At 73.2% G+C, this 25,736-nt stretch carries 22 protein-coding genes and 2 pseudogenes; 9 read left to right on the forward strand and 15 right to left on the reverse strand.

Annotated elements, in window-relative coordinates:
• Window position 1: 1 nt before the first annotated feature.
• From WA788_RS24280 to WA788_RS24325, 10 genes and pseudogenes are all read right to left on the reverse strand, one after another.
• A complete protein-coding gene (locus WA788_RS24280; protein WP_335980764.1) occupies window positions 2-397 on the reverse strand; it encodes a hypothetical protein in 396 nt (131 codons plus the stop codon).
• A gap of 200 nt (window positions 398-597) precedes the next feature.
• Window positions 598-1,170: pseudogene (locus WA788_RS24285) on the reverse strand (pilus assembly protein TadG-related protein); the annotation flags it as partial.
• Between the two features lie 32 nt (window positions 1,171-1,202).
• Complete coding sequence (locus WA788_RS24290; protein ID WP_335980765.1) at window positions 1,203-1,460, reverse strand: hypothetical protein; 258 nt, start codon at window positions 1,458-1,460, stop codon at window positions 1,203-1,205.
• Between the two features lie 186 nt (window positions 1,461-1,646).
• Complete coding sequence (locus WA788_RS24295) at window positions 1,647-2,546, reverse strand: DUF5936 domain-containing protein (RefSeq protein WP_335980766.1); 900 nt, start codon at window positions 2,544-2,546, stop codon at window positions 1,647-1,649.
• Between the two features lie 13 nt (window positions 2,547-2,559).
• Complete coding sequence (locus WA788_RS24300; protein ID WP_435125554.1) at window positions 2,560-3,480, reverse strand: type II secretion system F family protein; 921 nt, start codon at window positions 3,478-3,480, stop codon at window positions 2,560-2,562.
• Between the two features lie 83 nt (window positions 3,481-3,563).
• Window positions 3,564-4,898: a CpaF family protein gene (locus WA788_RS24305; RefSeq protein ID WP_335980767.1), complete on the reverse strand. Its 1,335-nt coding sequence runs from the start codon at window positions 4,896-4,898 to the stop codon at window positions 3,564-3,566.
• Window positions 4,895-5,221: a TadE/TadG family type IV pilus assembly protein gene (locus WA788_RS24310; protein WP_443034090.1), complete on the reverse strand. Its 327-nt coding sequence runs from the start codon at window positions 5,219-5,221 to the stop codon at window positions 4,895-4,897. The genes WA788_RS24305 and WA788_RS24310 overlap by 4 nt, the downstream gene beginning before the upstream one ends.
• Before the next feature lie 110 nt (window positions 5,222-5,331).
• Complete coding sequence (locus WA788_RS24315; RefSeq protein ID WP_335980768.1) at window positions 5,332-6,918, reverse strand: AAA family ATPase; 1,587 nt, start codon at window positions 6,916-6,918, stop codon at window positions 5,332-5,334.
• A 76-nt stretch (window positions 6,919-6,994) separates the two neighbouring features.
• Window positions 6,995-7,717 (reverse strand): Flp pilus assembly protein CpaB, encoded by a 723-nt coding sequence (gene cpaB / locus WA788_RS24320; protein WP_335980769.1) that lies wholly within the window; start codon window positions 7,715-7,717, stop codon window positions 6,995-6,997.
• Window positions 7,718-7,729: 12 nt separating this feature from the next.
• Window positions 7,730-8,581 (reverse strand): hypothetical protein, encoded by an 852-nt coding sequence (locus tag WA788_RS24325; protein ID WP_335980770.1) that lies wholly within the window; start codon window positions 8,579-8,581, stop codon window positions 7,730-7,732.
• Between the two features lie 267 nt (window positions 8,582-8,848).
• Here WA788_RS24325 and WA788_RS24330 point away from each other — a divergent pair, with 267 nt between their 5' ends.
• Entirely contained in the window at window positions 8,849-10,396 is a 1,548-nt protein-coding gene (locus tag WA788_RS24330) for a chitinase (RefSeq protein WP_435172758.1), read from the forward strand.
• A 116-nt stretch (window positions 10,397-10,512) separates the two neighbouring features.
• Here the strand turns inward: WA788_RS24330 and WA788_RS24335 are convergent, their stop codons facing one another.
• The 3 genes from WA788_RS24335 to WA788_RS24345 are packed head-to-tail and all read right to left on the reverse strand — an operon-like array spanning window position 10,513 to window position 12,817.
• Window positions 10,513-10,923, reverse strand: coding sequence for a RidA family protein (locus WA788_RS24335; RefSeq protein WP_335980771.1), 411 nt, complete (start codon window positions 10,921-10,923; stop codon window positions 10,513-10,515).
• Entirely contained in the window at window positions 10,920-11,747 is an 828-nt protein-coding gene (locus tag WA788_RS24340) for an IclR family transcriptional regulator (RefSeq protein ID WP_335980772.1), read from the reverse strand. Before WA788_RS24340 ends, WA788_RS24335 begins: the two co-directional genes overlap by 4 nt.
• Window positions 11,744-12,817, reverse strand: a complete 1,074-nt coding sequence (locus WA788_RS24345; protein WP_335980804.1) for a sugar kinase — start codon at window positions 12,815-12,817, stop codon at window positions 11,744-11,746. Before WA788_RS24345 ends, WA788_RS24340 begins: the two co-directional genes overlap by 4 nt.
• 226 nt (window positions 12,818-13,043) lie before the next feature.
• On the opposite strand from WA788_RS24345, the gene WA788_RS24350 reads away from it, so the two are divergent.
• The 6 genes and pseudogenes from WA788_RS24350 to WA788_RS24375 all read left to right on the forward strand — a co-directional run bounded on the left by WA788_RS24350 (window position 13,044) and on the right by WA788_RS24375 (window position 18,911).
• The gene (locus WA788_RS24350; protein WP_335980773.1) at window positions 13,044-14,327 is read left to right on the forward strand and encodes an alanine racemase; all 1,284 of its coding nucleotides are present in this window, start codon (window positions 13,044-13,046) and stop codon (window positions 14,325-14,327) included.
• Between the two features lie 102 nt (window positions 14,328-14,429).
• Complete coding sequence (locus WA788_RS24355) at window positions 14,430-15,320, forward strand: TIGR04222 domain-containing membrane protein (protein WP_335980774.1); 891 nt, start codon at window positions 14,430-14,432, stop codon at window positions 15,318-15,320.
• Window positions 15,317-16,586, forward strand: a pseudogene (locus tag WA788_RS24360) (DUF692 domain-containing protein). The gene WA788_RS24355 and the pseudogene WA788_RS24360 overlap by 4 nt, the downstream one beginning before the upstream one ends.
• A gap of 66 nt (window positions 16,587-16,652) precedes the next feature.
• The gene (locus WA788_RS24365; protein ID WP_335980776.1) at window positions 16,653-18,242 is read left to right on the forward strand and encodes an N-acyl-D-amino-acid deacylase family protein; all 1,590 of its coding nucleotides are present in this window, start codon (window positions 16,653-16,655) and stop codon (window positions 18,240-18,242) included.
• A 52-nt stretch (window positions 18,243-18,294) separates the two neighbouring features.
• Window positions 18,295-18,582, forward strand: a complete 288-nt coding sequence (locus WA788_RS24370; protein ID WP_335980777.1) for a type II toxin-antitoxin system RelE/ParE family toxin — start codon at window positions 18,295-18,297, stop codon at window positions 18,580-18,582.
• Window positions 18,579-18,911 (forward strand): helix-turn-helix transcriptional regulator, encoded by a 333-nt coding sequence (locus tag WA788_RS24375; protein ID WP_335980778.1) that lies wholly within the window; start codon window positions 18,579-18,581, stop codon window positions 18,909-18,911. The genes WA788_RS24370 and WA788_RS24375 overlap by 4 nt, the downstream gene beginning before the upstream one ends.
• Window positions 18,912-19,227: 316 nt before the next feature.
• Here WA788_RS24375 and WA788_RS24380 read toward each other — a convergent pair whose 3' ends face one another.
• Entirely contained in the window at window positions 19,228-21,489 is a 2,262-nt protein-coding gene (locus tag WA788_RS24380) for a P-loop NTPase fold protein (RefSeq protein ID WP_335980779.1), read from the reverse strand.
• Window positions 21,490-21,688: 199 nt separating this feature from the next.
• On the opposite strand from WA788_RS24380, the gene WA788_RS24385 reads away from it, so the two are divergent.
• Entirely contained in the window at window positions 21,689-22,900 is a 1,212-nt protein-coding gene (locus WA788_RS24385; protein ID WP_335980780.1) for a pyridoxal phosphate-dependent aminotransferase, read from the forward strand.
• Window positions 22,901-22,971: 71 nt separating this feature from the next.
• Here WA788_RS24385 and WA788_RS24390 read toward each other — a convergent pair whose 3' ends face one another.
• Complete coding sequence (locus WA788_RS24390) at window positions 22,972-24,798, reverse strand: phosphoenolpyruvate carboxykinase (GTP) (RefSeq protein ID WP_335980782.1); 1,827 nt, start codon at window positions 24,796-24,798, stop codon at window positions 22,972-22,974.
• Between the two features lie 238 nt (window positions 24,799-25,036).
• Here WA788_RS24390 and trhA point away from each other — a divergent pair, with 238 nt between their 5' ends.
• Window positions 25,037-25,735 carry a PAQR family membrane homeostasis protein TrhA gene (trhA, locus tag WA788_RS24395; RefSeq protein ID WP_335980783.1) on the forward strand — a complete coding sequence of 233 codons (699 nt, stop codon included), beginning with the start codon at window positions 25,037-25,039 and terminating at the stop codon, window positions 25,733-25,735.
• Window position 25,736 lies beyond the last annotated feature (1 nt).

Consider the following 25,736-nt stretch of genomic DNA (forward strand, 5'->3'; position numbering starts at 1 on the left):
GTCACCCCTCGGAGATGGAGATCTTGGCGGGGGGCATGGTGGGCAGTTCGAACTCGACGGAGGTGGTCGACTCCGGGGGGGAGGGGAACTGGGCGAAGAAGGGGCGGGTCTCCTGGGGCTGGATGCCCACCAGGCCCATGGTGCACAGGCACCGCCCGTCGGTGTCCCGCAGGACGTAGTACCGCTTCTTCCCCGCCTCATCCACCAACACGGCCCCGGCGACGGACGCACCCGAGTGGCTGAGCGCGGTCTCCTCCCCGACCCACAGGTCGGCGCTGAAGGCGGTCTGCCCGTTGTTGGTCACGGTGCCCTCCACCGTGACGAACCCTCCGGAGTCGCGCACAGCGGAGTTGATGGTGACGAGCATGTCGCTCTCACCCTTGATCTGGGCCAGCACCTGAGTCGCAGACGGGGACGGCGAGTCCGTGCCGCCTGCGCTCTTCGTGGCCTGGACGGACGCACTCGGCGACGCAGAGGATTTGCCGTCGTCCTTGCTCCCGCCTCCTCCGCCGCAGCCGGCCAGTGACACGACGGCGAGGGCCGCGCATGCCACCGCGGTCGTCGCCCTGCGCCCGTACCTCATCGCTCCCCATTCCCTCACTGCTCATCGTCCTGTGGCGACTTGGCCAGGTGGACGGAGTAGAAGTCCGACAGGTCCAGTGTGAAGTCGCCCGCCTTCGGGTCGATCGCGAGCGGACTACCGTCACAGGTGAACCGCAGGACGCTGCCGTCCTTGCTGCCGAAGCTGCACCTGGGTTCGACCACGGCGGTCGCGGTCGCCTTCGCATGGGTGTCCTCGGTGCCGTCGATCACCGAACTGCCCACGGTGCTCTTCGTGATGACGGTGACGGTGTAGCCGGGCTTGTCGGCCAGCGAGTCGCACGTGGCCACCGTAGCGTCGTTGGCGTTCGCGTAGTCCGAGGCGGCGCCGCAGGCTTTCGCGTCGTCCAGGCTGGCGCTTTCGAGCAGGCGGGCGAGCGCCGCGACGTCGTCGCCCTGCAAAGCGGCGAGAAACGCTGCCTGGACGTCGTCGCGGTTCTCGCGGGCCGCCGCCAACGCCGCCGAGTCCGCCGCCGTCTGGGCGCTGTTGCGGGTCACCGCCGCCTGGCCGACGGCGAAGTAGGCGAAGGCCAGGAAGAAGAGCGCGCCGATGGCGACGATGTAGAGGCCGACCGTCTGGCCGCTGTCGCCGCCGAGCCGCCTTACTTGCCGCTGCCGCTGGTGATCTTGTTGATGGTGTTGGTGATCGCGGTCTTGATGGTGTTGCCGATGTCCGTCGTTCCCGCCAGGACTCCGATGATCACGGCGATCACCACCGCGATGCCGAGGTATTCGAAGGAGGTCTGGCCGCGGTCCGAGCGGGTCGCCGTGCGGGTGGCCAGGCGGGTGGTCAGCCGGTCCGTGCGGGTGCGGAGCCATACCTCGGCGTCCGTGTAGTGCTGGAGAACCCACCTGTTCATTGCTCGCCCCATTCCTGATCACCTGGCTCCTGGTCACGGCGGCCGGTTCCGGCCGGCCGGTTTCGTCGGGCACGGCGCACCGCCCTTCGCTGCTCCTGCCGCTCGAAGCGGGCGCGTCCGCGCCCGCAGAGCCAGCATGACGCGAACTCACGCTGTGTCGTACCCCGTTCACGCAAAACAACCGGCTCACCCACCCCCGAAGAGGTCACCGAAGTGAATCTGCGAACCGATGATCGTGCCCGAGATGAGCAGGATCATGGTGGCCGGGACGAGCAGGATCGTGATGACCCCGGTCGCACGCGGCACCATCCGCGCCGCGCGGCGGCGGGCGTTCTGCGCCTCGGTGCGGCGCATGTCGGTGGCGATCTGGAGCAGCGTGCGCGCGATCGGCGCGCCCAGCTCCTCCCCCTGCTGGAGCGCCGTGACGAACTGCCCCACCTGGTCGCTGCGGTTGCGCTTGCGCAGCTGGTCGAAGGCGTCCCGGCGGCTGACCCCGACGTCCATCTGCCGCAGCGCCACCCGGATCTCGTCCGACCAGGGGCCCTGGTACACGGAGTTGACCCGCTCCAGGGCTTGGCGGAAGCCGAGCCCGGCGCTGACCACGACCGCGAGCACGTCGAGGAAGTCCGGCAGGGTGCGCTCGATGTCGTCGCGGCGCCGCCGCACCGCCAGCCAGATCCCCAGGTCCGCCCACCACCAGGCGTACGCGAGCAGCAGCAGTGCGAGGAACCAGTTGCCGCGGGTGAGCAGCGCCAGCGCGGCGACGCCGCCGAGGAAGCCGTAGACCGCGCGGCGGGCGGCGTAGCGCTCCACGGTGAGGCCGTAGGGGTGGCCGGCGTGGTCGATCCGGGCGCGCATCTTCGCGATCCGGGCCGGGCCCATCATGCGCAGCACCATCGGCGCCCAGCGCATGCCGACCCGGTCGATGGCGTTGCCGGTGCGGGTGGTCCGGGTGCGGCCGACCTCCAGGGCGAGCGCGAGGTCGTCGGGGAGCTTGGCGTCCGCGCGCAGCAGGCCGATGCCGTGGACGACACCGGCGACGGCGGCGGCGAGGAGGACGGCGAGGCCGAGTCCGGTCAGGGTCATCGCGGCAGGCTCCTCACACGTCGATCCGGGACATCCGGCGGATGAGCGCGAACCCGACCACGTACAGCGCCAGGGCGACCAGTACGCAGATCCGGCCGATGCCCGAGCCGGTCATCGCGGCCAGCGAGCCGGGCATGATCCGGTTGAGCAGCAGCAGCGAGCCGACGCCGATCACCGGGACCGCGTAGGCGGTGACGGTGACCTGGGACATCTGGGTGCGGATCTCGCGGCGGGTCTCCTTGCGCTCCTCCAGGGTGACGGTGAGGTTGCGCAGGGACTCCACCAGGGAGCCGCCAGCCCGGCTGGAGAGCACCAGCGTGGAGACCAGCACCACCAACTCGCGGCTGGGCAGCCGCTGCTGGAGCTCGCCGAGCGCGTCCTCCACGGAGTGGCCGAGCGCCATGGCGTCGGCGACCTGCTTCAACTCCTCGCCCGCGGGGGCCTCCAGCTCCTCCGCGGCCATGGAGACCGCGGTGCGCAGGGCCAGGCCGGCCTGGGTGGCGTTGGCCAGGACCCGGGCGAGTTCGGGGAGTTGGGCGATGAAGCGCTCGTTGCGCACCCGGCGCCGCCAGGACAGGAAGGAGACGCCGGCCCAGCCGGCCAGCAGCGCGGCGATCGGCCCGAAGAACGGTGCGAGGAGCGTCGCGGCGACCACCCAGGCGGCGACGACGACACCGGCGACGGCGGCGGTGAACTGGCCGGGGGTGAGGTTGGTGCCGGTGGCGGCGAGCCGTCCGGCCAGCCGGCGGCCCCAGGCGTAGCGGCGCACCCGGCGGTCGAGCGCGGCGAACGCGGGCCGCCGGGCGGGGGCGTCGCCCTCTTCCCCGGCGAGGCGCTCGACCAGCGCGGCGCGGTCGGCGCGGCCGCCCCACCAGGCGTGCACGCCCCACACGCCGAGCGCGAGTGCGAGGGTGGCGGCGCCGAGCACGGCCAGCGGGTAGGGCCCGGAGGCGAACTGGGTGCCGGCGAGGAGGGTGCCGGCGAGGGAGGTTCCGGCGGCGAAGGGGCTGGTGGCGGTCACTTCGCCTCCCGGCTGTCGAGTTCGAGTGCGGTGGTGCCGACGCCGTAGGCGGCGGGGATGTGCTCGCCGGACAGGTAGAGCCGCTCGCCGATCTCGCCGGGCAGCGGCCGGTGTTCGAACCAGCCGCGGACGATGCGGTCGACGCCGAGGGGTTCGGCGCGGAAGCGGGTGGCGGAGGTGAGCCGGAAGGTGTCGCGGCCGCGGGAGGACAGCACGGCGATCTCGGCGATCCGCCGGGCGCCGTCGACGTGCCGCTGGAGCTGGACCAGGACGTCCACCGCGGAGTTGATCTGGTCGCGCAGCGCCTCGAAGGGCACCTTGACCTCGCTCATGGAGGCCAGCGTCTGGAGGCGCAGTACGGCGTCCTCGGCGGAGTTGGCGTGCACGGTGGCCAGCGAGCCGTCGTGGCCGGTGGACATCGCCTGGAGCATGTCGAGGGTCTCGCCGCCGCGGACCTCGCCGACGATGATCCGGTCCGGGCGCATGCGCAGGGAGTTGCGCACGAGGTCGCGGATGGTGATGCGGCCGTCGCCCTCGACGTTCGGCGGGCGCGACTCCAGCCGGATCACGTGCTCCTGCTGGAGCTGGAGTTCGGCGGCGTCCTCGACGGTGATGATCCGCTCGCCGTCGGGGATCAGTCCGGACAGCGCGTTGAGCAGGGTGGTCTTGCCGGAGCCGGTGCCGCCGCTGACGATGATGTTGCACTTGGCGCGGACGAACGCAGACAGCAGGAGCAGCATGTGCTCGTCGAGGGTGCCCAGTTCGATGAGTTCCTGGAGCGTGTAGGCGCGCGGGAAGCGGCGGATGGTCAGCGTCGGGCCGGTCAGCGACAGCGGCGGGATGATGACGTTGACGCGCTCGCCGGACGGCAGGCGGGCGTCGACCATCGGGTTGGACTCGTCCACGCGGCGGTTGACGGTGGAGACGATCCGCTCGATGGTCTGGAGCAGCTGGTCGGCGGAGGAGAAGCGGGCCGGGACGAGTTCGACCCGGCCGCCGCGCTCGACGTAGATCCGGTCCGGGCCGTTGACCATGATCTCGGTGACGGAGGGGTCCTCCAGCAGCGGTTCGAGGATGCCCAGGCCGAGGGCCTCGTCGACGACCCGGCGGATCAGCGCGGCGCGTTCGGCGCTGGACAGCACCGGGCCCTCGCGGCTGATGATGTGGCCGAGGACGCGCTCCAGGCGGGCGCGGCGCTCGGCGGCGGCCAGCGCGGACATCTCCGCGAGGTCGATCTCCTGGAGCAGCTTGGCCCGGTAGACGGCCACGAGGTGGCCCTCCTGGGTCTGCGGGGTGGCCTCTTCGACGGCGAGGCGGGCACGCAGGCTCATGGCGTCCAGTCCTCCTTCGGCATGGTCGCGTCGCGGTGCACCGGCCCGAACAGGTGGACCCCGGGCAGGACGGACGGGATGCTGACGGTGGCACGCGCGGTGATCTGCTCGGGGTTGTCCACCGGCCAGCTGATGTCGGGGTCGATCCAGCCGCTGACCGCGTCCTGGCCCGCCTGGGCGCCGGCGGTGGTGCCGCCCTGCGTGCCGTGCAGCGCGGCGGTGCGGGCGGCGGTGCGGGCCGCGGTGCCGGCCTGTGAGCCGCAGTAGGCGGCGATGCCGAGCTGGATGCCCGCGAGGGCGATGAGCAGGAGGAAGGGCAGCATGCCGAGGTATTCAAGCGACGCCTGACCGGCCGAGCGCCGCACCGCGAGCCGCCCACCGGGCCGCCCGCCGAACCGTCCGCCCCGGCTCCGCTCGGGACCGCCCCGGCGTCTCACGGGTTCACGCCCTGCGTGGCGGTCTCGTCGACCGTGGAGGCGTGCCCGTGCACGGTGACGGGGAAGTCGATGGCGCCCGGGAAGAGCACCGGCACCTTCAGCCCGAGGGAGACGGAGACCTGCCCGTCGGCGCGACCGACGTCCGGTCCCTGCATGCCGGAGGCCCACGCGCCCGGGAGGTCGTCGGCCGCGGCCGCGTGGAAGTCGGACCCGACGGCGGCGGCCCGGGCGGCCTGGTCGGCGGCGTTGCCCGCGAGGGTGAAGGTGTAGCCGGCCAGCACCGCCTGCCAGACGAGGATCAGCGTGATCAGGATGACCGGGGTCATGCCGAGCGTCTCCAGGGTGACCTGGCCGCGGTCCCGGTCGGCGCGGCGCAGCCGCTTCCCGCCGGACCTCCCGGTCGGCGCCACCGCGGTGACCAGGCCCAACTCCCCGGCCAGCGACCAGATCCCGCCGCGGACGGCGGAGCGGCCGTCCAGGTCGTGCAGGCGTCCGGCGTCGATGACGGGCTGGAGTTCGCGGAAGCCGGCCGGGATCGCCGCCTCGGCGACCTTCGTGCCGGTGATCCGGCCGACCAGCGACGGCTGGATCTCGCTGCCGCGGGTGTAGCGGTTGACCGCGGTGGTGGTGTCCTGCGCCTTGCGGACCTGCAACCGGTCCCACATCCGCACCATCCGCTTGGCGGCGCGTACGGCGACGACGTCGGGGGTGGTGACCAGCACGGCGGTGTCGGCGGTCTCGACGGCGACGGCGTTGGCGCTGGTGACCTGGGTGCCGCAGTCCACGACGACGACCTCGTACCGCTGCCGCAGGGCGGTCAGCACCAGGCGGGCGGCGCGGTCGGTGACCTCCTCGCCGCGCTCGCCCTCGGCGGGGGCGAGCAGCAGCGCGATCCCCGACTCGTGGACGTACATCGCGTCGTTCAGCACGCGGGAGGAGACGTCGGCGATGTCGGCCAGGTCGGCGACGGAGCGGCGGAACTGCACGTCCAGGTACGACGCGACGTCGCCGCCTTGCAGGTCGAGGTCGACCAGGGCGGTGGAGCGGCCGGACGCGTGGGCGGCCAGGGCGAGTTGGACGGCGGTGACGGTGGTGCCGACGCCGCCCTTGGCGCCGGCCACCGCGACCAGGGTGCCGCCGGCGACGGCGGGCAGCGCGGTCCGGCCGGGCGCGAGGTGGCGGCGCACCCCGTCCGCCCAGGCGGCCGCGGCCTCCACGCGGGCGCCCAACTCGTCGTAGGCCAGCGGCAGTCCGATCACGCCGCGGGCGCCGGAGTTCATCGCGGAGGCGAGCATCGACGGGCTGGGGTCGGCGGTGAGCAGCACCACGCCGACCGCGGGGAAGCGCAGCGCGATGTCCCGGACCAGGTCCAGGCCGGGCATCGGGCCGATCAGGTCGTGGACGACGACGACCTCGGGCAGCTCCTCGACGCCCGACTCGGCGGCGCGGGCGAGCGCGTCGAGCAGGGCGGTGGAACTGGGCAGGGCCGGTGCCGGTTCGGCGCCCGGGAGTTGGCCGAGCAGGCCGAGCAGCGCGCGGGCGGTGTCGGCGTCCGCTGTGCCGGCGAGGATGCGTACGGTCATCTCGGCCCTCCCCGGTCCGACCGGCGCGCCGCCGTGCGGGGGCGGCCGGGGCGGCGGCCCGGGGCCGCGCCCGGCCTCATCGCCCGGCTCCCGCGGACGTGTCGCCGGAGAGCGTGTAGGTGCGGTCGCTGTCCGGGGGCGCCGCGGTGTCGCCGGGGGCGACCAGCGCGAGCCGGACGTGCTCGGCGAACGACTCGGCGTACGCGACGCGTTGGGCGTCGGCGGCGTCGAGTGCGAAGGTGATCGGGACGCCCTCCTCGGACAGCCGCTGCGCGTCCTCGTTCTTGTCGAACGCCTTGATCTGGCCGACGTCCAGCACGGACGCGTTCGCCACGATGATCTTCGAGACGTCCGGGTCGGTGTCCTTGCGGCCGGCGAAGGTGGCGAAGATGTTCACCTTGGCGCCGGGGGTGATCTTGCCGGCCACCCCGGTCTCCGCGTCGATCATGATGGCGATCTCCATCTGCCCCGGCTTGAGTTCGGGCCGCGCGGCGACCATGTCGGACTCCAGCAGCGAGCCCTTCTTCAGCGCGACCGCGGCGATCTTCCCCTGGAGCGCGCCGAGGTCGCGTACCGCGGTGTCCGGCAGCCACCGCTTCGGCATGGATATCCGGCGCACCTTCGAGGAGTCCAGCGCGGTGTACGCGGGCACGTCGGCGGTCAGTTCGTACGCCGTCACCTTCTGGCCCACCTGGGTGCGGGCGTTGTTGACGACGGCGAGCACCCCGGCGAAGGCGGCGACCGCGCAGACCACGGAGACCACCAGGAGGACGACGCCACGGCGCTGACGTGAGTTCATGGGCGGGTGGACCTATCGCTTGTGGGGTTCGAGTTGGGGGCGGCGCGGCGTCTCCACGGCCCGGTCGGGCGGGCGGGCGGCGGCGTGCCGGGCGGGGGTGGTGCGCTCGCCGACCTTGGTGGCGCAGAACAGGCACTGGTCGCCGATGACTTCGAGTCCGCACCAGGTGCAGGTGTCGCGGCGCACCGAGGTGACGAGCTGGTAGAGCATGCCGACGTCGGCGATGTACGCGGTGAACTCGACCAGTCGCGAGGTGCCCCACCAGCGGGCGGAGTCGGCGGGCAGCGGCACCTCCCGAAGGGCCTGTGTCTGCCAGCCGGCGGCGAGCGGCCCGGCCACCCAGCCGGGGTCCAGGCCGCTGCCGGCCACCGCGAGCTGCGTGGCGTAGGAGGGACCGGGCGGCACGTGGGCCGCGTCGGCCTCGCCGAGGTAGGGCTCGGGGTGGGCGAGCACCGCGAAGTGCCGCCCGGGCACGAGGGACTTGACGTGGCTGCCGACGCCGACCGGCACCCGGTCCAGCTTGCTGACGGAGGCCAGCAGCGCGCCGGAGTGCAGGTAGTACGAGAGCAGGCGGGCGGCGCCGGCCAGCACGCCGGGGCCCAGGTCGGTGCCGGACAGCTGCCGCAGTTGCTCGCCGAGCAGGGTGCGGGCCAGCGGGGGCAGGGTCAGCGGCACGATGGCGATCCGGTCGCCCTCCAGCGCGGAGCGCACGGTGTGCATGCGGCGCCGGGCGGGGTCGTCCGCCTCGGCGGGGGCGAGGGCGATCAGATGGCCGTGCGCGTCCAAGGCGGCGGAGGTGCGCACCACGTGCTCCTCCAGCGGCAGCGCGAGGTCGTCCGCGGTCACCGTGATGACGCTCGGCATGCGGCACCTCCCCATCTGCGGTGCGCCGGCCGGGTCGAGCGGGGGTCCGCCCGGCTGTACGCGGTGGTCAGCTTATCGACGTGTAGCAGGTTGAGCGCGGAAAGTCGCGGATCGGAAACCGTGAACGACCGGTGTCCACCAGGGGTCTTGACAACCTTATTGGTCTGGACCAACTTTCTCCCTATTACCTGTGTCCATGCCAACGATGGCCACCGGGTCACCCGCACACCCCACCACCCCCCAACTCCTTGCCCCCAGGAGGCAGTCGTGGAACGTGCATCGCGCGCGAATCAGCACCCAGCAAGCCATGCGAGGTCCGCGGCGACGTTGCGGCGCCGGCTGGTCGCCGGGCTCAGCGCCGCCGCCGTCATCGGCTCGGGCGTCGCACTCGTCACCCAGGGCGCCGCGTCCGCCGCCGACACCAACCTGGTCACCGACTCCGGCTTCGAGAGCGGGCTTTCGGGCTGGACGTGCAGCGCCGGCAGCGGCGCCGTCGTCACCAGCCCCGTGCACTCCGGGTCGAGCGCGCTCAAGGCCACCCCGACCGCGAGCGACACCGGGCAGTGCACGCAGACGATCAGCGTGCAGCCCAACTCCTCCTACACCCTCAGCGCTTGGGTGCAGGGGTCGTACGTCTACCTCGGCGCGACCGGCACCGGCGGCACCGACCCGTCCACCTGGACCCCGAGCGCCTCCTCCTACAGCCAGCTCAGCGTCAAGTTCACCACCGGCGCGAGCACCACCTCGGTGACCGTCTACACCCACGGCTGGTACGCCCAACCCGCCTACTACGCCGACGACGTGACCCTGACCGGCCCGGGCGGTACCGCGACCACCCCGCCGACCACGCCCCCCACCACTCCCCCGACGACCCCGCCCACCACTCCCCCGACCACACCCCCCACCACGCCGCCGACGAACCCGCCGGCCACCGACGTCCCCGCGCACGCGGTGACCGGCTACTGGCAGGACTTCGACAACGGCGCGGCCGTGCAGACCCTGGCGCAGGTGCAGAACCAGTACGACATCATCGCCGTGGCCTTCGCCACCGCCACCACCACGCCCGGCGCGGTCACCTTCTCCCTGGACCCGGCGCTGAACTACAGCGACGCCCAGTTCAAGGCGGACATCGCGGCCAAGCAGGCGGCGGGCAAGAAGGTGGTGATCTCCGTCGGCGGGCAGAACGGCACCATCTCGGTGCGCGACTCGGCCTCGGCGACGAACTTCGCCGACAGCGTCTACAGCCTCATGCAGACCTACGGCTTCAACGGCGTGGACATCGACCTGGAGAACGGGATCGACTCCACCTACATGTCGCAGGCGCTGCGCGACCTCAGCGCGAAGGCCGGTTCCGGCCTGATCATCACGATGGCGCCGCAGACCATCGACATGCTCTCGGCCTCCAGTGACTACCTGGCCACCGCGCTGAAGATCAAGGACATCCTGACGGTCGTCAACACCCAGTACTACAACAGCGGTTCGATGAACGGCTGCGACGGCGGCGTCTACAGCCAGGGCAGCGTGGACTTCATCACCACGCTGGCCTGCACCGCGATCCAGGCCGGGCTGGACCCGTCCCAGGTCGGCATCGGTACCCCGGCCTCCAGCAGCGCGGCCGGCTCCGGCTACGTCTCCCCGACGGTGGTCGACAACGCGCTCGACTGCCTGGCCAGCGGCACCAACTGCGGCACCTTCCACCCCTCGGCCAAGTGGCCCACCATCCGCGGCGCCATGACCTGGTCCACGAACTGGGACGCGTCCAACGGGAACTCCTGGTCGAACACGGTCGGCGCGCACGTCCACGCGATGCCGTAGCCGGCACCACCCGCGGCAAGAGAAGCGAAGGGAGCGTCCCCCGGCCGGGGGGCGCTCCCTTCGTGTGGTGCCCTGCCAGGGGCGGCGGTTCGGCCCAGGACGGCCGGCGCGGCGGTTCAGCCCAGGACGGCCAGCGCGTCGATCTCGATCAGCAGGCCGGCGGGCAGGCCGACGTAGACCGTCGTACGGGCCGCGGGCGGCTGCTCCAGGTCGGCGAAGTAGGCGTTGTAGAGGTCGTTCAGCTCGGCGAAGTGCGCGGTGTCGGTGAGGTAGACGCGGACCATCACCACGTCCTCCCAGCTCGCGCCGCCCGCGGTGAGCACCGCTTCCACGTTCGCGAGGGTCTGGAGGGTCTGCTCGCGCAGCGTCGGGCCGGCCGGGGTCGGGGCCTGGCCCGCCACCGCGGGCAGGAAACCGACCTGGCCGGCGACCTGGAGGATGTTGCCCTTGCGCACGCCGTGCGAGAACTTCGCCGGCGGGACGGTGTGCGTGGGCGGGGTGATCGCGGTCTTGGGGTGGTCGCTCATGCGTCGGTGTCCTCGTCGCTCGGTTCGTCTTCGTCAAGGTGGTGGCCGCGGGGGCCTGGGTCGTCGTCGCGCGGGCCGCCGGCCGACTGGCCGGACAGCTCCTCCCCCACCGCGTAGGCGGTCCGCAGGATCAGCGGGCGCAGCCGCAGCAACTCCTCGGCGCCGACCACCACGTTGGGGGCGGAGACGGACATCGCCGCGCAGACCCGGCCGTCGGGGCCGTGGATCGGCGCGCCGACGCAGTTGATGGACTCCTCGTGGCCGCCGAGGTCGCTCGCCCAGCCCTGCTCGCGCACCCGGGCCAGCTCCGCGAGGAACGCGGCCGCGTCCGGCGTCGAACGGGCGGTGTAGCGCGGGTAGTCCAGCCGTTCGGCGACCGCGCGCCGCTCGGGTTCGGGCAGGTCGGCCAGCAGCAGTTTGGCGACGGCGGCGACCGTGATGGCGACCGGGCGGCCGATCCGGGAGTACATCCGCACCGGGTAGCGGCTGTCCACCTTGTCGATGTAGACCACCTCGCCCTGCTCGTACACCGCCAAGTGCACGGTGTGGCCGGTGCGTTCGTTGAGCGCGGCCAGGTGCGGGTGGGCGATCTCGCGGATGTCCAGCGCTTCGACGGCCTGCTGGGCGAGTGCGAACAGGCGGGCGCCGAGCCGGTAGCGCTGGTCCTGCTGGCGGTAGACGAGGCCGTGCTCGTGCAGGGTGCGCAGCAGCCGCAGCGCGGTCGACTTGTGCACGCCCAGCCGGGTGGCGACCTGTTCCAGGCCGGCCGGTCCCTCGGCGAGCAGCGGCAGGATGCTCAGCGCCCGGTCCACGGTCTGGCTCATCCCGGCACCCCCGCGGCCGCCGCCCGGGTCCACCCCGGGCCCAGCCGCAGCCCGGCCCACGCCTCGTCGTCGAGCGCCGCCAGCGCGTCGCAGCGCGCCCGCGGCGGCGGCACCGCGAGGTCGTCGGGCACGGTCAGTGCCGCGGCGGCCAGCAGGTGGCCGTGGCGCATCCGGTCGCGCAGCGGCAACCCGCGCAGCGTCGCCGACAGGAACCCGGCGGCGAAGGCGTCGCCCGCGCCGACGTGCGCGACCACGTCCACGGCCGGTGCGGGCACGTGCAGCCGCACACCGCCGCCGGCCGCGGTGTGCGGCCGGGCGGCTCCTTCCGGCCCGTCGGCCGAGCCCAGGCCGGCCAGTTCCGCGGGCAGCCGGGACTGCTGCGCGACGAACACCGTGGCCCCGGCGGCGCCCTGCTTGACCACCAGCACCGCCGGCTCCGGCAGCGCGGCCCGTACCGCGTCCGCGTCGGGCAGGCCCCAGGCCGCCTGGGCCTCGTCCTCCCCGACGAAGACCAGGTCGCAGCCGCGGGCGAGGTCGGCCAGCCGCCAGGGGTCGGCGTCCCGCCACAGCGCGGGGCGGTGGTTGACGTCGAAGGAGACCAGCGGGCGGCCGGGTTCGCGGTGGGTGAGGCGGGTCATCAGGGCCTGGCAGGTCGCCGAGAGCGCGCCGGTGATGCCGGTCAGGTGCAGCACCCGGCCGGCCCACACGTCGCGGCGGCGCACCAGCGCGGGCGACAGCGCGGAGGCCGCCGAGCCCTTGCGGTAGTAGACGACCTCGGCGCGGCCGGCGCGGCGGTCGAGGGTGGTGGCGCGCTCCTGCGCGGTGCGGAAGTAGACGCCGGTGGGCCGGTGCGGGTCGCGCTGCACCGCGCCGACGTCCACGCCCGCCGCGGCGATGGTGTCCACCAGGTGGTCGCCGAAGCCGTCCGCGCCGACCCGGCTCACCCAGCTGGTGGCGTGCCCGGCGCGGGCGAGCGTGCAGGCCACGTTGGACTCCGCGCCGCCGATGGCCCGGTCGAAGGAGGGGACGTCGGCGAGCGGGCCGGGCCGGGAGGGCACGAAGGTGACCATGGACTCGCCCAGGCACACCACGTCGACGCGTTCGGTGCTCGGCGGTGCGCTCACGCGGGTCTCCGTTCTCGTCGGGGCGGCGGGCGGCCGGTCCTCGGCGCCCGTTGACCTCGCGCCGACCAGGATGTTAGACAACGGAGGACAAGATACGCAACGGCCGTTGCACACAGCGCAACGGCGGTACGACGAGACGCCGGCACCGCCGGAGCGCCTCCCGGGAGGGTGGATGGACATCGACGAGCAGGTCGCGGCGCTGGACGGCGAGCGGGTCGACCACCGGTTCAAGGGCCTGCCGCCGGACGCCGAGGGGCTGACCGTGGGCGAACTGGCCGCGCAGCGCCGCGACCTGTTCGGCGGCGGCTTCACCACCCCGCTGCTCGTGCTGTCCGAGGAGGCCCTGGAGCACAACCTGGCCGCGCTGGAGGAGTACACCGCCCGGTACGGGCTGGCCTTCGCCCCGCACGGCAAGACGTCGATGGCCCCGCAGCTGTTCGCCCGCCAACTCGCCCGCGGCGCCTGGGGGATCACCCTGGCCGTACCCCACCAGGTGCGGGTGGCACGGGCGTTCGGGGTGCCGCGGATCTTCCTGGCCAACCAGCTGGTCGACGCGGCCGCGCTGCGCTGGGTCGGCGCCGAACTGGACGCCGACCCGGACTTCACCTTCGTCGCCTACGTCGACTCGCTGCGCGCGGTCGAGCTGATGGACGCCGAGCTGCGCGCGGCCGGGGTACGGCGGCGGCTGGACGTGGTGGTGGAGCTGGGCGCCGGGCAGGGCGCGCGGACCGGGGTGCGCACCGACCGCGAGGCGCAGGCCGTCGCGGCGGCGGTGTCGGCGGCGGGCGCGCTGCGCCTGGTGGGCGTGGCCGGCTACGAGGGCGAGGTGCCGGCGGCCGACCCCGAGCGGGTCCGGGACTACCTGAACCGGCTGGTGGCGCTCGCGGCCGCGCTCGACCGGGCCGGACACTTCGCGGACGCCGAGGAGATCATCGTCAGCGCGGGCGGCTCGGCGTGGTTCGACGCGGTCGCCGACGTCCTGGCCGACGTCCCGGAGCTGTCCCGCCCGGTGCTGCGGCTGCTGCGCTCGGGCGCGTACGTCACCCATGACGACGACCACTACCGGCGGATCACCCCCTTCAACCGGGTGCCCGCCGACGGCGACCTGCAACCGGCCTTCCGGCTGTGGGCGCAGGTGGTCTCCCGGCCCGCGCCGGACCAGGCGTTCCTCAACGCCGGCAAGCGCGACGCCCCTTACGACCTCGGGCTGCCCGCGCCCCGCACGGTCCGCTCGGCCCGCGACGGCTCGACCCGCGCCGCGCCGGAGGGGCTGGAGGTGGTCAAGCTCTCCGACCAGCACGCCTGGTTGCGGGTGCCGCCCGGGGACGGCCTGGAGGTCGGCGACTGGGTGGCGCTGGGCGTGTCCCACCCGTGCACCACCTTCGACAAGTGGGTGCTCATCCCGGTCGCCCGGGCGGACGGCACGGTCACGTCGTACGTCCGCACGTACTTCTGACGCCGCCGCGTGGCGCCCCGTCCGCCGCCGGGGGGAACCGGCGCGGCGCGACCGGGCGTGGTTGCTGACAGCAGCCCGGGGGGCTCCGTCATGGAGGTCGGTATGCAGCATCAGTCGTGGGGCCTGAGCGGCCCGCAGTTCCTGGCGCTCTACGGCGTACTGGCGGTCGTGGCGGTGGCGGCGGTGCCGCTGCTGTGGTCGCCGCTGCGTACGGCCCGCGCGCATACCGGGCGACCCGTCGGCACTCGGAGTGACGTGTACACGCTCGCACTGGTCAGCGGTGGCGGGAAGCGCGTGGTGGACACCGCCGTGCAGGCGCTCCTGGCCGCCGGGCAGGTCCGGGTCAGTCGCGACCACCGGATCAGGCCCGTGTCCGGCGCGACGGCCGCCGAACCCGTGCAGCAGGCGGTGCTGTCGGCGATCACGGCGCTGGACGGTGCGGATCTGCACGGCGTCCGCGCACGGGCGGGTGACAGCGCCGCCGTGCGCTCCGTGCACGACGAGGCAGTCGGGCAGGGCCTGGTGCTGGGCGGCCGTCAGCGGAAACGGGCTCGGCGGGCGCTGCTGGCGCCCGCCGCGGTCCTCGTGCTGGGCGTGGTGCGCCTGGTCCACGGGATCGCGACCGGGCGGCCGGTGATACTGCTGTGCGTCGAGTTGATCGCCCTGGTCGCGGCGCTCGTGCTGCTGGGTGCCCGATTCCCCCGGCTGACCGCCGCCGGGCGGCAGTTACGGGCGCTGGCCGGCGGCGGCCCCGCCGATCTCCCGTCTCCGCTGCTCTTCGGCAACTACGGCGGCGGCTACCCCGCTTCGACGCCGGCCGTCGTCCTGGGCGTGGCGGCGTTCGGCGCCGTCGGCCTGGCCGACACGGAACTGCGCACGGCGCTGTACGGCAGCGTGTCGATGTCTTCCTCCGGCGGCGGCAGCAGTTGTGGCGGGAGCAGCTGCGGTGGCGGCGGATGCGGTGGGGGCGGCTGCGGGGGGTGCGGCGGATGACCGGCGCGGCAGCCTACGCCGAAGCGCCGCGTCTGGGCTACGGCATCGGATGGCGACCGGCGATCGACCTGGCCGTGGAGCGGCTGGCCGGGGTGGAGTTCGTCGAGGCGGTCGCGGAGAACCTCGCCCCGGGCCGGCTGCCGGACTCTCTGCGGGCGCTGCGCGAGCGCGGCATCCCGGTGGTCCCGCACGGGGTGTCGCTGTCGCTCGGCGGGGCGGAACGCCCGGACCCGGTCCGGTTGGCCCATCTCGCCTCCTGCGCTGCCGCGTTGGGGTCCCCGCTGGTCAGCGAGCACATCGCCTTCACCCGGGCCGGCGGCCTCGAGGCCGGTCACCTGCTGCCGGTGCCGCGTACCCGTGCGGCACTCGACGTCGTCGTGGCGAACGTCCGCGCCGCCCAGAGGGAACTGCCCGTGCCCCTCGCGCTGGAGAACATCGCACCGCTGTTCCACTGGCCGGGCGAGGAGTTGACCGAGGGCCGCTTCCTGGCCGAACTCACCGAGCGTACCGGTGCGTTGCTGCTGGTCGACGTGGCCAACCTGCATACCGCGCACGTCAACCTCGGCATCGACCCGCGGGCCGTGCTCGACGAACTCCCCCTGGACCGGCTCGGATACGTGCACGTGGCCGGTGGCGCGGAGCGTGACGGCATCTGGCACGACACGCACACCCACCCGGTGACCGCGCCCGTTCTCGAGGTGCTCGCCGAACTGGCGTCGCGGACCCGTGTCCCCGGAGTGCTGCTGGAGCGCGACGGCGCCTACCCGGCCGACGCCGAGCTCGCCGCCGAACTGGCCGCGATCCGCACCGCCGTCACCGGAGCCGGCCGTGCCCGCTGAGCCGTACGGCCCCGACCGGGCGTGCGGCCCGTCCCACGACGCGCACGACCCGCACGACCCGGACGACCCGGACGACGCGCGCACCGCCCTGGCCGCGGCCCAGCACGCCCTGCTCGCCTGCCTCGTGGCCGGCGCATCCCCACCCGACGGCTTCGACCGGCAGCGGCTCGCCGTCCAGGCCCGCGCCCTCCTCGCCAAGCGGGCCCGCACCGCGGCCGCCCACCACCCGCGGCTCGCCGCCGCCCTCGGCGAGGGCGCCTACCGGTCCGCCTTCACCGACTACGCCCGCGCCCACCCGTTGCCGGCCGGCGGCTCCCACCCGGACGCCGCGGCCTTCGAGGCCCACCTCCGCGCGCACGGCCTGCTCCCCCCGGCCGACCGTCCCCGTCCCCGCCGCCGGGACCGGTGGCGCCGGCGGACCGGCTGACCGCCCCGGCCGCACCCGCGGGGGCCCGATCCGGCCTTTTGCGGATGTAAGGCAAGATGGCTGGCCATGGAGCTGGTATTTCGCGAAGCGCTGGTCGTGGACGGGACCGGTGGCCGCCCGTACGTCGCCGACGTCGGCGTGGACGGCGGGCGGATCACCGAGATCCGGCGGGAGCGCGACGGCGGGACCCGGCTGAGCGCGCGGCTCGCGGTGGACGCGCACGGTCTGGCGCTGGCCCCCGGGTTCATCGACATGCACGCGCACAGCGACCTCGCGCTGCTCACCGACCCCGTCCACGAGGCGAAGGCCGCGCAGGGCGTCACCCTGGAGGTGCTGGGCCAGGACGGCCTGTCGTACGCGCCGGTCGACGACCTCGCCCTGAAGGAGCTGCGCACCCAGATCGCCGGGTGGAACGGCTACGGCTCCGACGCCGACTTCACCTGGCGCGGTGTCGGCGAGTACCTGGACCGGCTGGACCGGGGCATCGCGGTCAACGCCGCCTACCTGGTGCCGCAGGGCACCGTCCGGGCCATGGTGATGGGCTGGGCCGACCGGCCGCCGACCGGGCGCGAGCTGGACCGGATGAAGGAGGAGGTCGCCCGCGGCCTGGCCGAGGGCGCCGTCGGCATGTCCTCCGGGCTGACCTACACCCCGGGCATGTACGCCTCCGACGCCGAACTGACCGAACTGTGCCGGGTGGTGGCCGCCCACGACGGCTACTACTGCCCGCACCACCGCTCCTACGGCGCGGGCGCGCTGGCCGCGTACGAGGAGATGATCGCGCTCGCCCGCGAGTCGGGGTGCGCCCTGCACCTCGCCCACGCCACGATGAACTTCGACGAGAACACCGGCCGCGCCCCCGAACTGCTCGCCCTGCTCGACCGGGCCCTGGACGCCGGCGTCGACATCACCCTCGACACCTACCCCTACACCCCCGGCTGCACCACCCTGGTGGCCCTGCTGCCCAGTTGGGCCGCGGAAGGCGGCCCCGAGGCGACCCTCGCGCGGCTGCGGGAGGACCGCACGGCCGAGGCGATCCGGGTGGCCCTGGAGGTCGAGGGCTCCGACGGCTGCCACGGGGTGCCCGTCGACTGGTCCACCATCGAGGTCTCGGGCGTCGCGAACCCCGCCCTGTCCCCCCGCATCGGCACCCGGGTGGCCGACTGGCCCGGCGCCCGCCGCCTGCTGCTCGACGACCACCTCGGCACCACCATCCTCCAGCACGTCGGCGACGAGTCCAACGTCCGCACGATGATGCGCCACCGCGCGCACACCGCGGGCTCCGACGGCATCCTGCGCGGCGCCAAGCCGCACCCCCGCGCCTACGGCACCTTCCCCGAGTACCTCGGCCGCTACGTACGGGAGTTGGGCGTGCTGACGCTGGAGGAGTGCGTGGCACACCTCAGCGGGCGGCCCGCGGCCCGGCTGCGGCTGCCCGACCGCGGCCTGGTCCGCCCCGGCTACCGCGCCGACCTGGTGCTCTTCGACCCGGACACGGTCGCGTCCGGCGCCACCTTCGACCACCCGCGCACCCTGCCCACGGGCATCCCGTACGTGCTGGTCGACGGCCGCTTCGTGATGTCCGACGGCCGCCGCACCGGCGTTCTCGCCGGCCGCTCCGTCCGCCGCTCCCCACCCCGCCCCGGCCGCCGCTGACCCCCGCACCGCGCGTCGCCTTGCAGTGGGCTGCCGAGCTACGCGCGGCCTGATGCTCACCGAGGCCATCGGTCCCGGCCGTTCGCATCCGCTTGCCCATATGGGTGACGGCTTGCGTGAACTCCGATTCAGCCTCGGTCATGACGGCAACGCCGTCCGTCTGACCTACTGGCTTGCCCCTGATCGCCGGATCGTGCTGCTGACCGTGTTCCGCAAGACGCGGATGCGGGAGGATACGGAAGTGGATCGCGCCAAGCAGGCCAGAAAGCTCTGTGAGACCGAGCGCCACACAGCCCACGACGAGTTCACTCGCGACGTCACGAAGGGAGAGGACCTGTGAACCACGCTCGATGGAAACTCGCCCGCGAGCGGAAGACCGTGGAAGGCGGCACCGAGCCCCCCGAGGTGGAGGCGATGCGCGCCGAGATCCGGATGGCCTTCGACCTCGGACAAGCGGTGTACGACCGACGGACCGAGTTGGGTATGTCCCAGACCGAACTCGCCAGGCGGGCACGCATGACGCAACCGCAGGTGTCGAAGCTCGAACTCGGCGGCACCGTGCCCACCCTTCCGCTGCTTGCCCGCCTGGCCGAGGCGCTCGACGCGTCGCTCAACATCGCTCTTGACGGTGGCACCTCCACCGTCGAGTTCATCGCCCACGCCGCATGAGGCCCCTGGTGGGGCCAGATTCCGTCCGGCGGATCATGACGCCTTAGGTGCAGCGCATGCACGGCACGCTCACCGAACACGCCCGGTGCCTTTACGGTGACGAGTACGGTCCGACCCCGGCATGTGGTCAGGAGCACCGCGAGCACTACTTTGTCGAAGATCTGACGTTCGCCGATGCGGACGCGATCCTGTCGAGGAGCTCACGCAGCGAGCCGAAGAGCTGGAGGCCCGTTGACGGAGCCGGCCCGTCAGGGCCTGAACCACAGCCGAGTCGGGGCAACGGCGACAGTGCCCGTGAAGACGTAGGCACCCTTGGTCAACCCGAGCCGGTGGAGGGGGCGGGGGGTGGGGCGGAGAGGGCGGTCAGGAGGAGTTGGGCGGCCTGGTCGGGGTCGCTGGTGATGCGGGCGCCGAGGTGTTCGGCCCGAAGCCGCTCGTTCGGGGTGAGGGTCGGGCTGTAGAAGACGACCGCGCCCTGGTAGTCCTGGTCCCGCCGGGCCGCCTCGATCAGCTCGAAGCCGTGGCCGCGCAGGCCGAACGCGGCCACGTGGCACAGCACCGCGGCCGGGCGGCGCGCGAGCCAGTCGTCCCACAGCACCTGGTTGAAGGCGAACTCCTGGCTCAGCCCGCTGCGTTGCAGCGCGAACCCGACCGACCCCGCCGCCTCGCCGGTGAAGCCGACCAGCACCACGACCGGCGGCGGCCCGCCCCGCGCCTCCGGCTGCGACCGCGGCGGCGACGCCGCGCGCCCGCCGTAGCCGGACTGCGGGTAGGCCGCGGGGTAGCCCCCGGCGCCCTGCTGGTCGAGCGCCGGGCTGACCGGGTCGGCCGGCCCGGCCGGCCGGGCCGCGCCCTGTTGCGGCGCACCGCCCGGATCGGACCGCTGCGCCCCGTACGGTGAGCCCGTCGGCCCGGCCGCCCCCGCGGTCAACGCACCCCAGTCCGGGGTCTGTTCACCGCCCGACGGCGGCGCGGCCCCGCCGGAGCGCTCCTCCCCGGCCGCCTGCGCCGGCACTCCGCCCGGCCGCGCCGACGCCGCCTCCGGCGGCCCGAACTGCCCTTGTCCGTACGGCTGTTGCTGCTGCGGAAACGGCGGTTGCGGCCCCTCCGGGCGCTGTTGCGCCACCTGCCCGTACGGCGCCTGCCCGTACGGCGCCTGCTCCGGCGGCGACGGGCGGTCGACCCCCTCCCGCAGGCGCTGGAACACCAGGTCCGAACCCTCGAGCATCCGCAGCCCCCGCAGCAGCGACACGAACGCCGGATCGGCGGCCAGCACCGGGAAGCTCTCCGGCAGTTCGCGCTCCAGCAGCCGCAGCGAGGTCTCGCGCTCGGCCTGGTCGTTCTCCGCCGGCAGCGCCACCGAGTGCGGGCCGAGGAAGTCCGCCAGCAGCCGCTCGCTGCCCGTCGTCCACCCCGCCCCGGCCCGCAGCAGCGTGCGGACCTCGCAGTAGGAGAAGAAGGTCTCGACCACCTCGGGCTGCGAGCCGGGCTCGTTCTGGACGGTCATCAGCCGGTAGAAGTCGATGTAGAGCTGCTGGATCAGCAGGGTGCGCAGCACCGCCTCGGTGCCGAGGCCGGACCAGATAGGATTGAGGTTCGCCTCCAGCAGCAGCCCGTTGACCAGGCGCTTGACCCGGCGCGGGTTGCGGGCGACCCGGTAGGCGATCAGCTCCACCAGCCGCTGGTCCTGGTCGAGCAGGTCGGCGATCCCGGCCCGCCGGGCGCACCGCTGAACGTAGTGCTGGATGTCGCGGTTGCCGGGCGCGGGGATGCGGTAGGTGGTCTGGAAGATCTTCTCCATGAAGGCGGCGCCGGCCGGGGTGAGGTTGCGCAGCATGCCGTCCTCGTTCATCGCCTCCGCGTCGCAGCCGATCACGAAGGCGAGCCCGGGCACGTCCAGGTAGACCTTGAGCGCCTCGCACAGCGCGAGCACGGTCTCCTGGGAGCACCGGTCGAGGTCGTCGATGAAGACCACCAGCAGCCGGCCTGGGCCGCCCCGGCGCGGCACGGCCGTCCAGTCCGCGAGCATCACGCGCAGCGCCTCCCGCATCTGGTTGCGCGCGGTGGCGTCCGCGGACAGCGCGCGCCACAGCCCGTCCACCATCCCGGCCACCCCCAGCGGCGCCGCGAGCAGCAGCGTGAGCGCGCGCAGCAGCCGGGCCGGGCCGCTGCCGCTGCGCAGCCGGCGCAGCGTGCGGCGCAGGATGTTCGGGTCGAGCTGCGCCAGTACGGACTTGATCAGCCCTTCGAGCGCGTCGGCGCCGGTGGCGCTCCAGGCGTTGTACCAGACGGTGTGCACGCCGTCGGTGTGCTTCAGCCGGCCGTCGACCAGCCGCATCAGGCTGCTCTTGCCCATCCCCCAGCCGCCGTCCACCGCGAGGGTGAAGGGCGTGGCGTGCCGGGAGGCGAGCAGCAGCGCGGACAGCTGCTCGGCCGCCCAGCGGGCGCCCAGTTCGTCGTCGTCGGCGCCGGAGACCGGTTCGTCGTTGAGCAGCACCAGTCCGCCGAGGGCGCCCTCCCCCCTGCGCAGGGTGCCGGGCACGGCGAGCGGCGGGGTGGGCCACGGTTGCTGCGCCATGCCCGAAGTCTCCCAGTCCGGCCGCCGCCGCGGGCCCGCCTCGGCGAAATCCGCGCCGCGCCCTCGCGGCCGCCCGCCCGCCGGCCCCCGAGCACCCCGGGCACCTCCGTGCGCCCCCGGGCACCCCCGGGCACCCCTCCCCGTCCACGTGGTGGAAAACACCGCGCGGTCGCGCCCACCCCGCCGTAAGGTGACCGGCATGCAGGTGATCCAGTCCACGAAGCTCGCGAACGTCTGTTATGAGATCCGGGGTCCGGTTCTTGAGGAGGCGATGCGGCTGGAGGCGGCCGGGCACCGCATCCTGAAGCTGAACACCGGCAACCCGGCGCCGTTCGGGTTCGACTGCCCGCCGGAGATCCTCGAGGACATGCTGCGCACCCTGGGTGACGCGCACGGCTACGGGGACGCGAAGGGGCTGCTGTCGGCGCGGCGCGCGGTCATGCAGCACTACCAGACCAAGGGCATCCCGCTGGACGTCGAGGACATCTACCTCGGCAACGGCGTCTCCGAACTGATCCAGATGTCGATGCAGGCGATGCTCGACGACGGCGACGAGGTGCTGGTCCCCGCCCCCGACTACCCGCTGTGGACCGCCTCGGTCTCGCTGGCCGGCGGCACCGCGGTGCACTACCGCTGCGACGAGCAGTCCGACTGGATGCCGGACCTCGCCGACATCGAGCGCAAGGTCACCGACCGCACCAAGGCGATCGTGGTGATCAACCCGAACAACCCGACCGGCGCGGTCTACGACGACGAGCTGCTGCGCGGCATCACCGACATCGCCCGCCGCCACCGCCTGGTGGTCTGCTCCGACGAGATCTACGACAAGATCCTCTACGACGACGCGACCCACACCCCGACCGCGGCTATCGCCCCCGACCTGCTCACCCTCACCTTCAACGGCCTGTCCAAGGCGTACCGGGTGGCCGGCTTCCGCAGCGGCTGGCTCGCGGTGTGCGGCCCGAAGAAGGACGCGGCCAGCTACATCGAGGGCCTGACGATCCTGGCGAACATGCGGCTGTGCGCGAACATGCCCGCGCAGCACGCCATCGCGACCGCGCTCGGCGGCCACCAGTCGATCAACTCGCTGGTGCTGCCCGGCGGCCGGCTGCTGGCCCAGCGCGACGCGACCTACGAGGCGCTGCTGGAGATCCCGGGCGTCACGTGCGTGAAGCCCAAGGGCGCGCTGTACGCCTTCCCGCGGCTGGACCCGCAGGTGTACAAGATCAAGGACGACCGGCAGATGGTGCTGGACCTGCTGCGCGCGGAGAAGATCATGATCGTGCACGGCACCGGGTTCAACTGGATGGAGCCGGACCACTTCCGTATCGTCACGCTGCCGCGCGCGGAGGACCTGCGCGAGGCGGTCGGCCGGATCGGCCGCTTCCTCGACGGCTACAGCCAGCCGTAGCGCTCGTCCCCGCCCCGGTGGGGCGCGGGGCGGCTGCCCCGCGCCCCCGACCGGTCGGCCCGGGTGACCGCTCAGCCCAGGCGCGAGACCAGGGCCTTGTACTCCTCCCACAGCTCGGTGGGCGCGTGGGCGCCGAAGGTCTCCAGGTGGGCCGGGATCAGCGCCGCCTCCTCCCGCCACACCTCGCGGTCGACGCTCAGCAGCAGTTCCACGTCGTCCGCGGTCAGGCCCAGGCCGTCCAGGTCGAGGGAGCCGTCGGCCGGCAGCACCCCGATCGGGGTGCGCACCCCGTCGGCCTCGCCGTTGAGCCGCTGCACGATCCACTTCAGCACCCGGCTGTTCTCGCCGAACCCGGGCCACACGAAGCGCCCGGCCGCGTCCTTGCGGAACCAGTTGACGTAGTAGATCTTCGGCAGCTTCGCCGGGTCGTGCTCCTTGCCGAGCTTGAGCCAGTGGGCGAAGTAGTCGCCCATGTTGTAGCCGCAGAACGGCAGCATCGCGAACGGGTCCCGGCGCAGCTCACCGACCTTGCCCTCGGCGGCCGCGGTCTTCTCGCTGGCGACGTTGGCGCCGAGGAAGACGCCGTGCTGCCAGTCGAAGGACTCGGTGACCAGCGGCACCGCCGAGGCGCGGCGGCCGCCGAAGAGGATCGCGGAGATCGGCACCCCGCGCGGGTCCTCCCACTCCGGCGCGATGATCGGGCACTGGGCGGCCGGCACCGTGAAGCGGGCGTTGGGGTGGGCGGCCGGGGTGCCGCGCTCCGGCGTCCAGTCCTCGCCCTTCCAGTCGGTGAGGTGGGCCGGCGGCTGCTCGGTCATGCCCTCCCACCACACGTCGCCGTCGTCGGTGAGCGCGACGTTGGTGAAGACCGCGTTGCCGTACATCGTCTTCATCGCGTTGGCGTTGGTGTGCTCGCCGGTGCCGGGGGCGACGCCGAAGAAGCCGGCCTCGGGGTTGATCGCGTACAGCCGGCCGTCCGCGCCGAACCGCATCCAGGCGATGTCGTCGCCGATGGTCTCCACGCTCCAGCCGGCGACGGTCGGCTCCAGCATGGCGAGGTTGGTCTTGCCGCAGGCCGACGGGAAGGCCGCGGCGACGTACTTCGCCTCCCCGCGCGGCGGGGTGAGCTTCAGGATCAGCATGTGCTCGGCGAGCCAGCCCTCGTCGCGGGCCATCACCGAGGCGATCCGCAGCGCGTAGCACTTCTTGCCGAGCAGGGCGTTGCCGCCGTAGCCGGAGCCGTAGGACCAGATCTCGCGGTCCTCGGGGAAGTGCGAGATGTACTTCGTGCTGTTGCACGGCCACGGCACGTCGGTCCGGCCGTCGGTGAGCGGGGCGCCGACGGAGTGCACGGCCTTGACGAAGGCGCCGTCGGTGCCCAGCGCGTCGAGCACCGGGCGGCCCATCCGGGTCATGGTGCGCATCGACACCGCGACGTAGGCGGAGTCGGTGAGCTCCACGCCCATCGCCGACAGCTCCGAGCCGAGCGGGCCCATGCAGAACGGCACCACGTACATGGTCCGGCCGCGCATGGCGCCGCGGAACAGCCCGCCCTCGCCGCTGCCGGGGGCGCCGGTGAAGATCTCCCGCATCTCGGCGGGCGCCTTCCAGTGGTTCGTCGGGCCCGCGTCGGCCTCGCGCCGCGAGCAGATGAAGGTCCGGTCCTCGACCCGCGCCACGTCCGTGGGGTCGGACGCCGCGTAGTACGAGTTGGGGCGCAGGGCCGGGTCGAGCTTGGTGAAGGTGCCCTTGGCGACGAGTTCACCGGCGAGGCGGTGGTACTCCTCCTCCGAGCCGTCGCACCAGACGACCTCGTCGGGCTGGGTGAGGTCGGCGATCTCGCCGACCCAGTCGATCAGTTCCTGATGGTTGGTGGGAGCCGTATTACCGCGCGCCACGATCGCTCCGTCCCGCCGGGTCCGCACAGACCGGCGTGGTGTGAGGGTGTTGTCTCGGCCCCTTGGGGGCTGCGGCCCGGACGCGTTCGTGGTGTGCTCATCCGGTGCCGACCGCACTCAAATGAGTATGTCCCTCATCAAATGATTCCGTCCAGGGCACGCAGCGTGACCATCACCACTCGGAGGGCGGTAATGTTACTTACGAGTAACTTACGATCTCGTAGGTAGTATCCGCGACATGACCGCTGTCGACGAGACCGACGACGCCCGCTCCGCCGTTGTTCCGGTCGGACTGCCCGCCCTGACGAAACCCAAGCTCAGAGGGTGGCTGCATGCGGGAATGTTCCCCGCTGTCCTGATTTCCGGCGTCGTGCTCACCGCCTTCGCGCAGAGCACCAGGGGACGGATCGCCTGCGCCGTCTTCACCGTCACCGCCTGCGCGCTCTTCGGCGTCAGCGCGCTCTACCACCGCGGCAACTGGGGGCCGCGGGGCGCCGGAATTTTGCGACGACTTGACCATGCGAACATCTTCCTGATCATCGCGGGCACCTACACCCCCCTGACGATCCTGCTGCTGCCGGGAGGCACCTCCGAACTCCTGCTCTGGCTGGTGTGGGCCGGCGCGCTGGCCGGCATCGCCTTCCGGGTCTTCTGGGTCGGCGCCCCGCGCTGGCTCTACACGCCCTGCTACATCGCGCTCGGCTGGGTCGCCGTCTTCTTCCTGCCGGACTTCCTGCGCACCGGCGGGGTCGCGGTGATGGTCTGCGTGGTCGTCGGCGGCATCCTCTACAGCACGGGCGCGGCGGTCTACGGCTTCAAGCGCCCGAACCCCTCACCGCGCTGGTTCGGCTTCCACGAGGTCTTCCACTCCTTCACGCTGGTGGCGTTCATCGTCCACTACGTGGGCATCTCGCTGGTCGCCTACAGCCACAACTGAC

Source organism: Streptomyces sp. CA2R106 (assembly GCF_037034245.1).
Lineage (GTDB): Bacteria > Actinomycetota > Actinomycetes > Streptomycetales > Streptomycetaceae > Actinacidiphila.